The 13,544-nt window shown below is 57.0% G+C and carries 11 protein-coding genes; 4 read left to right on the forward strand and 7 right to left on the reverse strand.

Annotation, left to right across the window (positions count from 1 at the left end; translation table 11 throughout):
• Positions 1-117 precede the first annotated feature (117 nt).
• The gene (locus LJE94_05185; protein MCG6909501.1) at positions 118-933 is read left to right on the forward strand and encodes an adenylate/guanylate cyclase domain-containing protein; all 816 of its coding nucleotides are present in this window, start codon (positions 118-120) and stop codon (positions 931-933) included.
• A gap of 8 nt (positions 934-941) precedes the next feature.
• Here LJE94_05185 and LJE94_05190 read toward each other — a convergent pair whose 3' ends face one another.
• The 4 genes from LJE94_05190 to rho form a co-directional block, all read right to left on the reverse strand.
• A complete protein-coding gene (locus LJE94_05190) occupies positions 942-1,523 on the reverse strand; it encodes a flavodoxin family protein (GenBank protein MCG6909502.1) in 582 nt (193 codons plus the stop codon).
• A gap of 176 nt (positions 1,524-1,699) precedes the next feature.
• Positions 1,700-2,218 (reverse strand): gamma carbonic anhydrase family protein, encoded by a 519-nt coding sequence (locus LJE94_05195; protein MCG6909503.1) that lies wholly within the window; start codon positions 2,216-2,218, stop codon positions 1,700-1,702.
• Between the two features lie 171 nt (positions 2,219-2,389).
• Positions 2,390-4,072, reverse strand: a complete 1,683-nt coding sequence (gene ettA / locus LJE94_05200) for an energy-dependent translational throttle protein EttA (protein MCG6909504.1) — start codon at positions 4,070-4,072, stop codon at positions 2,390-2,392.
• Positions 4,073-4,122: 50 nt separating this feature from the next.
• Positions 4,123-5,196: a transcription termination factor Rho gene (gene rho, locus LJE94_05205; protein MCG6909505.1), complete on the reverse strand. Its 1,074-nt coding sequence runs from the start codon at positions 5,194-5,196 to the stop codon at positions 4,123-4,125.
• A 334-nt stretch (positions 5,197-5,530) separates the two neighbouring features.
• On the opposite strand from rho, the gene htpG reads away from it, so the two are divergent.
• The 3 genes from htpG to LJE94_05220 all read left to right on the forward strand — a co-directional run bounded on the left by htpG (position 5,531) and on the right by LJE94_05220 (position 8,533).
• Positions 5,531-7,501 (forward strand): molecular chaperone HtpG, encoded by a 1,971-nt coding sequence (gene htpG, locus LJE94_05210; protein MCG6909506.1) that lies wholly within the window; start codon positions 5,531-5,533, stop codon positions 7,499-7,501.
• A 237-nt stretch (positions 7,502-7,738) separates the two neighbouring features.
• Positions 7,739-7,885, forward strand: a complete 147-nt coding sequence (locus tag LJE94_05215) for a hypothetical protein (GenBank protein MCG6909507.1) — start codon at positions 7,739-7,741, stop codon at positions 7,883-7,885.
• A 126-nt stretch (positions 7,886-8,011) separates the two neighbouring features.
• Positions 8,012-8,533, forward strand: a complete 522-nt coding sequence (locus LJE94_05220; protein MCG6909508.1) for an NlpC/P60 family protein — start codon at positions 8,012-8,014, stop codon at positions 8,531-8,533.
• A gap of 6 nt (positions 8,534-8,539) precedes the next feature.
• On the opposite strand, the gene LJE94_05225 is transcribed toward LJE94_05220, so the two are convergent.
• The 3 genes from LJE94_05225 to pta form a co-directional block, all read right to left on the reverse strand.
• Positions 8,540-9,442, reverse strand: a complete 903-nt coding sequence (locus tag LJE94_05225) for an aminotransferase class IV (GenBank protein ID MCG6909509.1) — start codon at positions 9,440-9,442, stop codon at positions 8,540-8,542.
• Positions 9,443-9,640: 198 nt separating this feature from the next.
• Positions 9,641-11,146, reverse strand: coding sequence for a UDP-N-acetylmuramoyl-L-alanine--D-glutamate ligase (murD, locus tag LJE94_05230; GenBank protein MCG6909510.1), 1,506 nt, complete (start codon positions 11,144-11,146; stop codon positions 9,641-9,643).
• A complete protein-coding gene (gene pta / locus LJE94_05235; protein ID MCG6909511.1) occupies positions 11,143-13,296 on the reverse strand; it encodes a phosphate acetyltransferase in 2,154 nt (717 codons plus the stop codon). Before pta ends, murD begins: the two co-directional genes overlap by 4 nt.
• Positions 13,297-13,544: the final 248 nt, after the last annotated feature.

The following is a 13,544-nucleotide window of genomic DNA, read 5'->3' on the forward strand; positions in this document are numbered from 1 at the left end:
TCTTTTTTGGCGGGTTAGGCATTTTTTTGACCGCTTGCGGTTTTCTCTGGTGGTGTTCCATCTATCAAAAGATAAACCTGCGCGAATAACCGACGCTACTTGGGGAAGGAAGGCTTCATGACGGAAAAGAATTATAAACGCAAGCTGAGTGCCATACTCAGTGCGGACGCGGCAGAATACAGCCGGCTGATGGAGGACGACGAAGAGGCTACCGTCCGGACCCTGACAACCTACCGTGAAGTCATGCGCGTTCTCATCCGCCAGCACAACGGCAACGTCATCGACACAACCGGCGACAACCTTTTGGCCGAATTTGCCAGTGTCGTCGAGGCGGTCCAATGCGCCGTGGCCATCCAGAGGGAAATCAAGTCCCGCAACGCCAATCTGCTTGAAAAAAGAAGGATGCCGTTCAGAATGGGCATCAACCTCGGCGATGTCATTCAGGAACAGGAGCACATTTACGGTGACGGCGTCAACATCGCCGCCCGGTTGGAGGGGTTGTCCGATCCGGGGGGTATCTGCATCTCAAAAACCGCTTTCGATCACATCGAAAGCAAGCTGCCTTACGGCTATGAGTTCATGGGCAATCAGACGGTGAAAAACATCGCCCGGCCCGTAGGCGCCTACCGGGTGCTGTTGGAGCCGCAGCCGGCTGAAAAAGGCGCGCCTCGACCTGGCGTGCCCGCCGGCGGGCAGGGAGCCGCTTCCCCAACAAAGCGCCGTCCCGTTCCCGGGAAAACGTTGGGGAACGCCGGCGACTATTACGCCGGAGGCGTCGTGTGCATCGCCTGCGCCCTGGGGCTGCCCGTTTTCGGCTTCTTTATCGAAAAGGTCGGCCCGGGAACCTTTTATCCCATGGTCGGGGCCGGTGCGCTGGTGGGAATCATCGGTCTCGGTTTGATCGTTTGGGGAAAAATGATCGACACCCGCTGATTGGAGGCTCAGGCTCGCGCCAATTTGCGCCCCAGTTGCTCGGCCTGCTGCATCAGGTTTTCATCGGCCGATATCTCTCCGGGTTGCTCGGCGCTGCCGTAAACCATGCCGACGATCTTCGCCCCCACGTAGTTGAAGGCATCCTGAAAACTGCGCAGGGCATTCACACAGCCCGATTTGAACGCATCGCTGTCGCCGTAGCTCATGGCAACGGCGATCCTTTTCTTGTCCAGGGGATTGTCGGTAAAATCCGCGTTGAACAATCCGAAGCAGCGGTCCATGAATATTTTGGTTTGGGCCGTCATGTTAAACCAGTATACCGGCGTGGCGATAACCAGTGCATCCGACCCTACTATTTTCGGATACAGGGACTGCATGTCGTCATCCACGACGCAGCCTTTGCTGTCTTTCCTTTTACAGCCGTAGCATCCCTGGCAGGGTTTTATGTTCAGGCCGTTCAGGTAGACGCTTTCTGTCTCGGCGCCTGCAGATTCGGCGCCCGCGATAATCTGTTTGGCCAGGGTGGTGCTGTTGCCTTTTTTTCGGGGGCTCCCCAAAAGAACCAGAATTTTCTTCGTATCGTTTTCCATGTGACCTCCGCAGGCTGGTGCAAGTCTCCGCCGCCCATGGACGGGGCTTATTCACAATTCCGCAACATGTCAAAACCTGTTTAGAAACTTTAAGGTTTATATTTTAACTATTTATTTTTTCAATACTTTTAATTTTTTAATATCCAAAACGAAGCATTTCAAATATTGGGGACCGGCTATTTTATAACCCGAATGTCCCGATGTCCCGCCGCGTGTTGCAGATAGTCCGCGGCGGGCTTGAGAAACGGACGCAGCGTCTCGCGGTCCAGCTTTTTTTTCACCACCGCCGGGCAGCCGGCCACCATTTCATAAGGGCCTACCACCTGCCCCTGCCTGACCACCGAGCCGGCCGCCACCACACAGCCTTTTTTCACGTGTGCGCCGTTGAGCAAAACAGCGCCGATACCGATCAGGCAGTCCTCTTCCACGGTGCAGCCGTGCACCACCGCATTGTGCCCCACGCTGACATTTCTGCCGATCACCAATGGAAATCCAGTGTCCGTGTGGAGGGTGCAGTTGTCCTGAATATTGGTTCCCTCGCCGATGGTGATGGGCTCGATATCTCCCCTGACGACGGTTCCGTACCACACGCTGGCCTGTTCGCAGACCGCCACACGGCCGATCACAACCGCCGTGGCCGCGATGAAGGCGCTTTCATGAATGACAGGCGCATCTCCCTTGTAATCTGTAATCATCTTAATAAATTTCATTGATATTTATAATTAAAGCCTCCCCGCAGCAAGCTGCGGGGAATCTTCACCGTAAGGAATTCTGCCTATTATGATTCGCTCGCTATCTCGTTTCAAAATGTTGTTTGTCGAAATCTCATCTGATTGTCTGTAGAGTCACGATGGTCGGGCGAAAATTTATTGTCGGGTCAGCCTGCGGTACCTGATTCTCCTGGGAATATCCGCATCCGCTCCCAGGCGCTTCTTCCGGTCGGCCTCGTATTCGCTCCAACTGCCGTTAAAGAAAACAACCTGGCTGTCCCCTTCAAAGGCCAGGATATGCGTCACGATGCGGTCCAGAAACCAGCGGTCATGGCTGACCACAAGGACACAGCCGCCAAAATTCTCCAACGCCTCCTCCAGGGCCCGCAGCGTATTGACATCCAGGTCGTTGGTCGGTTCGTCCAGCAGAAGGACGTTGGCCCCCTCTTTCAGCATCTTGGCCAGGTGAACGCGGTTACGCTGCCCACCGGACAACTCGCCCACCTTGCGCTGCTGTTCGCCTCCCGAAAAGTTGAACCGGGCCACGTAGGCCCGCGAGTTGACCAGACGGTCGCCCAGGGGCATCTGTTCCTGCCCCCCGCTGATCTCTTCCCAAATGCTTTTCTGGGGATCCAAAGCCCTTCCCTGGTCCACATAGGCCAGCTGCACCGTGTCGCCGATACGCAGGACCCCGCTGTCAGGAACTTCCTGTCCGGTTATCATCCTGAACAGGGTGGTTTTTCCGGCACCGTTGGGGCCGACAATGCCCACAATGGCACCGGGTGTCAGTTGAAACGTCAACCCGTCCAACAACAAACGGTCGCCAAACCCCTTGGTGACGCCGTCGGCCGCAATCACTACCTCACCCAGACGCTGTCCCGGAGGAATGTAGAGCTCCAGTTCCCTTTCTTTGGACCGAACCTCCTGGGACATCAATTTTTCATAGGCATTCACCCTGGCCTGACGCTTTGTATGGCGTCCTTTGGGCGCCATACGGATCCACTCCAGCTCCCGTTCCAGGGTTTTTCGGCGGGCGCTTTCGGCTTTTTCTTCTCGGCGCAGCCGTTCTGTCTTCTGGTCGAGCCAGGAAGAATAGTTTCCCTTCCACGGGATGCCGCATCCCCGGTCCAGTTCGAGTATCCAACCGGCCACATTGTCCAGAAAATAGCGGTCATGGGTCACGGCGATGACGGTTCCCTCATACTGCTGCAGGTGGTGCTCCAGCCAGGCCACACTTTCCGCATCCAGGTGGTTGGTGGGTTCGTCCAGCAACAATATGTCCGGTTTCTGCAGCAGCAACCGACACAGGGCCACCCGTCGCCTTTCGCCCCCTGACAGAACCCCGACTCGGGTTGCACCCGGCGCACAGCGCAGGGCTTCCATGGCCATCTCCAGACGGGCATCGAGATCCCAGCCGTCCAGGCTGTCCAGCTTTTCCTGAACATCGGCCTGCTGCTGGATGAGCCTGTCCATGGCATCGTCATCCATGGGTTCGGCAAAGCGGTTGTTGATCGCTTCGAATTCCCTGAGCAGGTCAACGATTTCCTGGACGCCTTCCTCCACCACCTCCCGAACCGTTTTGTCCTCATCCACCAGGGGTTCCTGCTCGAGATAGCCGACACGATACCCCTTGGATAGGATGGCCTCGCCGTTGTAATTTTTCTCCACACCGGCCATGATGCGCAAAAGGGTCGATTTCCCGGCGCCGTTCAACCCCAAAACACCGATTTTCGCTCCATAGAAATAGGACAGGGAGATGTCTTTCAGGACGGCTTTTTTATCATAATACTTGCTGACCCTGATCATCGAGTAGATGACTTTATCCGGTGCGTCCGACATGCTTATAGTCCTCCGGCAGAGTGATAAAGACCCCACCCTCAACGATCAAGCTAATTCTCCTGAAAATAATCCAGCAAAGCGGACATGGCTTCGGTCTCATCCAGATGTGCCAGGCCCCGGCGTATCTTAATGACTTCCGCATAATGTTCCCCATCCATCAGCAACTCCTCTTTACGTGTGCCGGATGCGTTGATGTCGATGGCGGGCCATATTCTCTTTTCCGCGCATTTGCGGCTGAGCACCAAATCCGTGTTCCCGGTGCCCTTGAACTCCTGGTAGATGATGTCGTCCATACGGCTGCCGGTCTCCACCAGGATGGTGGCGAAAATGCTCAGCGACCCCCCGTCTTCGACATTGCGGGCCGCCCCGAAAATTTTCCGGGGAAATTGGAGGGCATTGGCGCCCAGGCCCCCGGTCATGGTCCTGCCGTGGCTGTCGGTCTTCGTGTTGAAAGCCCGGGACATGCGGGTCAGCGAATCGATGAAAACCACCGCGTCGCGGCCGGCCTCCGCACATAGAATCGCGGTGTGCATGGCCAGGCGCGTCATCCGCATGTGCTGTTCGATGCTCTGATCAGCCGAGGAAAAGAGCACATGTGCGTCTTTTAGACCCCGTTTGAAGTCCGTCACCTCTTCCGGCCTTTCATCCACCAGCAAAACGAAAATGTCAACCTCCGGGTGGTTCGTGGAGATGGAATTGGCCATGTGCCGCAGGATGGTGGTTTTGCCTGTTTTGGGCGGGGCGATGATCAAGCCGCGCTGCCCCTTGCCCACCGGTGCAATCATGTCTATGGCCCTGCCCGTCAGGTCGTCGGCCCCCTGGGTGATCACCAGGTTTTCCGTGGGGTTGATGCTGATCCGATCCTGCAGGCGGTCGAAGGAGATGAACGTTTCCCAGTGAACATCGTTGATGGTCTCGACCGATTGCAATTTCAGGTTTCCGCTTTTTGAATCGCCCGGCACGGCTTCCCCCTGAATCAACCCGCCTTCGGGCAGGTTGTAGTCCCTGATCAGCCCCGGCGGAACGAAAACGTCCCCGGGGTCGGGCAGATAATTCTGTTCGATCGCCCTCAAGAACCCGAATCCCCTGTCCGTAATCTCCAGATGTCCTTTAACCGTTTCCAAAATCCTCCTCCCCGTGATTCTTCGTGCTTTACCGCGCCGGCAAACCTACCACAAAAGCGGCCTGCAAGCAAACGGCCCGACCCGCAAACCCTCAGCCCCTCTTGGGGTCCCGCCTGGATGAAGCGATACAACCATAAGATAATATTCTATTTTCATAATTTCAATCCTACAAATGACATGTTGACAATCAACGATCAGCACCTATTTTATCGATAAAATATATTTTCGCGCATGCGGACAGAGCGCACGCGGACACGTTTGGCGGAGGCGTCTGCTCCCACCCTGCTGCGCGTCACCAATCATGGAATTTATCTGCAAGGAGGAAACGAAGATTATGGGTAAAGGCAAACAGACCTATCAATTTAAAACCGAAGTCCAGCAGCTGCTCAAACTGATCATCAATTCGCTCTATTCCAATCAGGACATCTTTCTGAGAGAGCTGATATCGAACGCGTCCGATGCCATCGACCGTCTCAGGTTCAAGGCCCAGACAGATCCGGATATTCTGGAGGGGGACGGCGATTTCAAAATCAAGATAACGGCGGACAGCGCGAACCGGACCCTGGAGGTCGCCGACAACGGCATCGGCATGACCCGGGAAGAGATCATGGAGAACATCGGCACCATCGCCAAAAGCGGGACCGCCGCCTTTTTGGACGCCCTCGAAAAGTCAAAGCAGGAAAACACCCTGGCACCCGAGTTTATCGGCCAGTTCGGGGTCGGGTTTTACAGCGCCTTCATCGTAGCCGATGAGGTCACCCTGATTTCCAGGGCGGCCGGCGCCGAGACCGCCGTCCGGTGGTGGTCGAAGGGGGATGGCGAATATGCCATCGAAGAAGCCGAAAAAGGGACGCGGGGGACCAGGGTCATCCTCAAACTGCGCGACAAAGAGGACGGTGAAAGGGATTTCACCGAGGAGTGGGCCATCCGCGACGTCGTCAAACGGCACTCCGATTTTATCGCCTATCCCATTGTTATGGATGTGGAACGGGAAGAGCCGGTGCTCGATGCCGAAGGCAAGCCGGTGAAAGAGGACCAGATCCTGGACTCAAACGGCAAACCCGTCGGGCCGGAAAAGGATAAAACCGTCAAGGTCACCAAGGAAGAAACCCTCAACTCGATGAAGGCCATCTGGGCCAGGGACAAAAAAGAGGTCACCGACGAGGAATACAACGAATTTTACAAGCACATCAGCCACGACTGGGAAGACCCCATGGAACGGCTGCACTTCAAGATGGAGGGAACCACGGAATACAGCGCCCTCTTGTACATTCCTTCCCATGCGCCGTTCGACCTGTTCAACATCGACCGCAAACACGGCGTGAATCTCTACTGCAAACGCGTTTTCATCATGGAAGACTGCAAGGAACTCATTCCGGAATACATGCGCTTCGTCAAGGGGGTGGTCGATGCGGCCGACCTCAACCTCAATGTGAGCCGGGAAATCCTCCAGCAGGACCGCCTGGTGCGCAACATTCGCAAGAATATGCTCAAGAAGCTGTTCGACCTGCTGTCCGGCATGGAAGAAGAAGCCTACGACAAATTCTACGGTGAATTCGGACAGGTGCTCAAGGAAGGCATTCACACCGATTTCGACAATCGTGAAAAATTGTCCCACCTCATCCGCTACAAGACCACCCGTTCTGAGGACAAATGGGTCTCCCTGAAAACCTATGTCGAAAACATGAAGCCGGACCAGAAAGAGATCTACTACATCACCGGAGACAATCTCGCCGCGCTGATGAACAGCCCCCACCTGGAACAGTTGAAAGAAAAGGAGTACGAGGTGCTGTTGATGACCGACCCGGTGGATGAATGGGTCACCCAGTCCCTGACCGAATACGAGGGCAAAGCGTTCAAGAGCGCCGAAAAGGGAGACCTGGACCTGGATGACGTCGATGAAAACAAGAAAAAGGAATTCGACTCGCTTTTCGAATTCATGAAAAAGGAACTGGAGGACAAGGTCAAGGAGGTCAAACCCTCCACCCACCTGAAGGCGTCCATGTCCTGCCTCTCCGGAAACGCTTACGACATGAGCGCCTACATGGAAAAAATCCTGAAATCGTCCGGCCAAAGCCCGGAGCCGGCCAAGCGCATCCTGGAGTTGAACATGGACCACCCGGCGCTTGTCGGTTTCAAGGCCCTGTTCGATGCGGACGGGCATGACCCCAAACTGAAGGAGTACAGCAGGCTCATCTTCGACATGGCCGTCATCGGCGAGGGCGGAAAAATAGACGATCCCGCCGATTTCAGCAAGCGCATCGGCGACCTGATGGCCCATGCCATGACCGCTACGGTGGAATAGCCGCCAAAAATAGAGGGTCCAAGAGGTCAAGGATTCAGGGTCCGAGGGTAAGACCTTAGAGAGGCCACAGCCAAATACCTCTTTATACACCCTGCCGATTGACAGACCCCCACCGAAGTCTTATTTTTGTACATATGCCACTTTGTGGTGTTTTAACTCCGCGGCTTCCCGACCGCCATTGTGGAGCGGAAGGGAAGCGGGTGCCTTTGGCGCCCCTGATAAAAGGAGGTGATGTCAATGGCTGAGGATACAGACATCAAAAAAGACGGGCAAGACGAGAGCAGTGATGACGGGTCTTCTTCTGACACGCGCTGCTGCTACGTAGTCGACCCCTGTGGATGCTATGTGGATCCCTGCGGGTGCTATACCAGCTGCTGTTGCTGAGACCCGCATATATTACCGTTACCAAAGGGCCGGTCCAAACGTTGGATCGGCCTCTTTTTTTCGTCCTGTAGCGGCGACCGCACCTGTTCCGATTGAAACGCTCAACTCAGGCTGGTATAAGGAGCTATGCCTTTATGCACAGCCAGCCCATACCGTAAACGAAAAAGGATCCTTTATCGAACCGCCGCATTGCTTGTGATGCTGACGCTTCACTGCGGCTGCACCCTCATCCCGTTGAAACCCGGAGCCCCGCACGTACCGGGTTCTCTCGGCGGGGACGTTGACCGGATCAAGGCCGCCTTGTACGCCCAGTATGATGACTGGCAAAGCGTGGGCTACCGGCACGGGGGCGTTTCAAAAAATGGGGTCGACTGCTCGGGATTCGTCTACCTCACCTTCCGGGACAAATTCGGCGTCCAGCTGCCCAGAAGCACCAAGAACCAGGCCAGGGAAGGCGTGCAGATCCTGGTGCGAGACCTCGTCGCCGGCGACCTGGTTTTTTTCAAAACCGGAACCTTCACCCGACACGTGGGCATCTACCTGGAAGACGGAAAATTTCTGCACGCCTCCACTAGCGAAGGGGTCACCATCTCCAGCATGCAGACCAGGTACTGGAAAAGGTGCTTCTGGCAGGCACGGCGCATGTAACATATCCTACAGCGGCTGATACCAGTGTGCGAACCGTTCGTCTTCAAAAGCCAGCACCTTTTCCATGACCTCCATCAGCCTGGCGGTCACCGGGCCGGGCGCATCCAGGATGCGGTCCTCGAAGCGCCCCACCGGAGAGACCTTTATCCCGGTGTGGGCCGTGAAAATCTCGTCGGCGTCCAGCAGGGCGTTCGGCAGAACGGCCTCTTCGCGCAGGGGGATGCCGAGCACGGGCGCCATCTCCTGGACGCACTTGCGGCTGATGCTGTTGAGCACCCTTCCCAGGGGTGGCACCTTGACAACACCGTCCTTGACCAGAAACACCGATTCGGTCGACGCCTCGGCCAGAAAACCGTCCGTGCCGGCCATCACGCCGATGTCGAACCCGCGGTTGAGGGCATCCTTGCGGGCCAGGTAGGCATTCAGGTAATTGGAGCAGGCCTTGGCCTCCACCGGCACGGTTTCCGGGTGAATCTTGCGCCACTTGGAAAGGCAGGCGGAAATCGGCTCGGTGCTGTCCAGGTGAAGATCCGGCGTTGCCGGCACCGGAAAAATAGCCAGATCCAGCTTGCTGTCCAGAATCAGTTTGATCACCGCCTCCTCCCCCCAGAAGGCCATCACCTTGATCACCCCCCGCCCCAGACCGTTGGTGCGTACGGTCTCGGCCACGGCAGCGGCAATATCCTCCATGGTGTAGGGCAGCTCCATCTCCAAAAGTTCGATGCTTCGCATCAACCGTTTGAGATGTTCATCCATGCGAAAGGCCGCGGGGCCTTCCGGACCGACGTGGATCCCGAATATTTCGAATACGGCCGAACCCCTTGAAAAACCGTGGGACAACACCGGAATCGTTACCGATTTCCACGGAACGAGTTTGCCGTTAAACCAGACCTGCAAATTTTCGAACATCACTTTTTCCTTTCCAGATAGTTAACAATCGCAGTTAGTTGAGCCATCGGGGTATTTTTTCCGTCATCCCCGACTACGCGGGAATGACAAGGGTTTTGAGCCAAAACTCCCCGACTTCTGAGTTAGTTAAAAATTAAAAACGTAAAACACTCTGTGTTCTCCGTGTGCTCAAGCGCAAGCGGGCGGGAGGAAGCTGTCTTATCCCAACCGCTCTTCAACAATCTCGTTGAACACCCGCCCGCGCTCGAATTCGTTGTCAAACTTCTCGAAACTCTTGGCGCCGGGTGAAAACACGATGGTGGCCCCTCGATAATTTCCCGCTCGCTCCAGGGCGGCGTCGAAACAGGCCGCCAGCGTCGGATGGATGTTCGGCCGTTCTGCACTTCCGGCCAGGGCGCTAAGCATTTTCTCGGTGGCGCTGCCTTCCAGAAAGATAAGATTCCGACGGGAAATCAGCCGGTTCACCGTATCGGCCCACCCCGTGTAGTCGAGTTCCCGATCCGTCCCGCCGGCAATCAGAATGCATCGACCTCCGCCGAAACGGTTGACCGCCGCCATGCAACCGTCCGGCGACGTGGCCGCGTTGTCGTTGATGACGGTAAGCCGGTCGTCTTTGAAAACAACTTCCTGTCTGAAGGCAATCTCGGGAACGGTTTCCAGGGCGGACTGGATCCCGCTCCAGCAAGCGCCGGCCCGATAGGCGGTCAGAGCGCTCGCCAGCAGATTTTCGAGGTTGTGCGCGCCGCGCTTTTTTGCAAAACCGCCTGTTTCCAGGACGGCCGCATCTGAAGAGGAACCGGGTGCACGATAACGGGCGCGTCCCTTCTCGTGATAAAGGCCGGCTGCCGCGGCAGGCAGCGGCGAGGTCGAAAAAAACAGTTGCCGCTGCCGCGACACCCGTTGACCGAGAAACGCCGACCAGGCGCTTTCCCGGTTCAATATCAGGGTCTGTTCCTCCGTCTGTTGCCGGAAGATGTTGGCCTTGGTGTCCGCATATTCCTCCATGGAGGTGTGGCGGTTCAGATGGTCGCGGTAGATATTGGTTACCAGCGCTATGTCGGGGCCGCGGTTTCCGGGGCCGAAATACTCCAGGTGATAGGAAGGCAGTTCGTTGACGACGATGCGCGTTCTATCGTCACCACCGGAAGGTTTCACATCTGAATCCTCCTCCAGCAGCTGCAGCGTGTGCATAAAGGGATTGGTCGGAGAGTTGCCGGCCGGTATGGGAATAGAACAGGCCTTCAGAAAATGTTCGATCCAGGCGCACGTGGTCGTCTTGCCGCGCGTGCCGGTAACGGCGACGATGGGGAGTCGGCACAGCCGGTAAAACAGGGTGGCTTCGTTCTCCACACGTTTACCAAGCCCTCTTGCGAGCACAACGAAGCGGCTGCCCGCCGGGATATCCGGGTTGAACAGGACCAGGTCGCATTTTTTGACATCCGTTTCGTCGTGACCGCCCAGCTTCAGGCGCACCGGTTTCTCCAGCCGGCCCAGGGACACGGCCAGTTCGGCTTCGGTTTTCAGATCGGTAACGGTTACCCGGGCGCCGTGCCGGAGCAGCCAGTTGGCCGCAGCAACCCCCCCGCCGAGGATTCCCAGCCCGAAGACCAGCACCTTCATTCCGTCAAAGGCCCTTATCGCCTCTTTGTCGACCGCTTCCGCCGGAGAGGTTAACGGCCTGCGGCTTTCTGTCCCGCCTTTCACCTTTCAGCCGCCTCCTTGCGTCGAATGCCACATTCGTCACGGTTCCCATGCCGCACCCGGCCTTCCCTCTGTGCCTGAATAGCCGTAATGGCCACGGTGTTGACGATGTCCGCCACGGTACATCCCCGGCTCAAGTCATTGACCGGTTTGTTCAATCCCTGAAGCACGGGGCCGATGGCCACGGCTCCGGCCGAACGCTGGACCGCCTTGTACAGATTGTTGCCGGTGTTCAGGTCCGGAAAGATAAAAACCGTTGCCCGGCCGGCAACCTCGCTGTGGGGGAGTTTCGTGTGAGCGACCCCGGCATCGATGGCGGCATCGTATTGAATAGGCCCTTCGACTTTCAGCTCCGGACGCCGGCGTCTCACGATGCGGGTCGCTTCCCGGACCTTGTCCACATCTTTTCCACGCCCCGATTCAGCCGTGGCATAGGAACACATGGCCACGCGCGGTTCGATGCCGTAGATGGCGGCCGTGCATGCCGAACTGATGGCAATGTCGGCCAGTTGGTCGGCATCGGGGTCGGGGTTCACGGCGCAGTCCCCGTAAACCAGAACACGGTCCGCAAGGCACATGAAGAAAACGCTCGAGACGACCGAAACGCCGGGCCGTGCTCTGATGATCTGCAGGGCGGGCCGTATGGTTTCGCCGGTGGGGTGGACGGCGCCGGAAACCATGCCGCAGGCATCTCCGGCATGGACCATCATGGTGCCGAAAAAGCTCACATCCGTGACGGCATCGAAGGCCATGGCTTCGGTGAGGCCCTTGTGGCGCCTCAGGTCAAACAACAAACGGGCATAGTCCTCGAGGCGTTCGGACGCCAACGGGTCGATGATACGCACGCCGCCCAGGTCCAGGCTCAACGCTTTGATTTTTTGTCTTATCCGGTCCACGTTTCCCAGCAGGGTGATGTCGACCACATTGCGCCGTATCAGGATTTCCACGGCTCGCAGGATACGGTCGTCCTCCCCTTCGGGCAGCACGATGTGCCGGCGGTCCGCCTTGGCCCGTTCGATGAGTTCATATTCAAACATCAGCGGGGTCATCCGTTTCGACCGAATGACATCGATGCGATTTTCCAGCTCTTCGATCTTCACATGTGCTTCGAATATGCCCAGCGCAGCAGCGATCTTGCGGTGGTTGTCGGCGCTGAGCGCCGGTCTGACAGCCCCGGCCTCCATGGCAGTCGCGTAGGTGTCCTTCCCGGAGCTGATCACCGGCAGGGCATACTGTTGTTCAAACCCCTCCAGCAGGTGGAGGACGTGCGCGTCCGGCGTCAGCCCCCCGGTCAAAAGCAGACCGGCCAGTGTCGGGTAGGTATGCGACAAAGTGGCGGTCAGGCTGCCCAGGATCATGTCCGCCCTGTCCCCCGGTGTGATGATCAGATCGCCTTCTTCAATGCGTTCCAGGAAGTGAGGCAGGTTCATGGCGGCTATCTTGAATCCCGAAATCTCGCGCGTCAGGCTGCCTTCCCGGGCATTCAGGATCTTAGCCCCGAGCGCCCGTGCGATGTCGCCGACGGTCGGCTTGCCGAGCACCGGTTCTTCCGGCAGGATCCACAGGGGGCTGTCGGGCCGTACCTCCCTTTTCAGGTAGCGCTGCACCCTGCGCCGTTCAGGCGGATGCACCCGGTTGACGATGGTGGCCAGGATGGTGCAGCCTTTTCCCTCGAAGGATTCGCGGGCCACCGCCACCGCCTCACCGACGGCTGATGGGGTTTTGCCGCGTCCGTTGACCAGCACCAGCACCGGACTCCCCAGGTTGTTGGCCACATCGGCGTTGAAGTCGAACTCGAACGCCGATGACACCCCCGTAAAATCCGTTCCCTCGCAGAGAATGAAGCTGCACTTTCTTTCCAGCTTTTTATATTTCGACAGGATTTGGTTGAACAGCGGCCCGCTCTGGCCGCGGGTGATCAATTGATGGGCCGCGTTGTTGGTGCTGCCGTACATCTCTTCGTACGCCAATCCGGTGTCGTAGCGGGTTCTTATCAACTGAATGTTGTTGTCCGGCCGGTTTCCGGATGGAATCACCGGCCTGAAGTAGCCGGCCCGGCTAATCCGCCGGGAGAGCATTTCCATGATACCCAGCGAAATGACGGATTTTCCGCTGCGCGGTTCGATGCCGGCGATGTAAAGACTCTTGGTCATCTGTCTGCGTTGCAAAGTAAAGGGTGAAAAGGAAACAAAGCCCGGTTCGGTCGGTCGGGGTTACTTATCACGAAATGAAGAAAAATGAAAAAGAGGAAATCAATCGGACGCTTCCCAACCCGGATACACCGGAAAAGATAAAAATCACCGGACCTATAACCAATAACAAGGTAAAAGCCTGCCGGTCGAGGGGTGATGCCGCCCCGGCCGTGAAACGGCTTGAAGTTTTTGGCGTCCGTTATGCCGAA

It is taken from the genome of Deltaproteobacteria bacterium, assembly GCA_022340465.1.
GTDB lineage: Bacteria > Desulfobacterota > Desulfobacteria > Desulfobacterales > B30-G6 > JAJDNW01.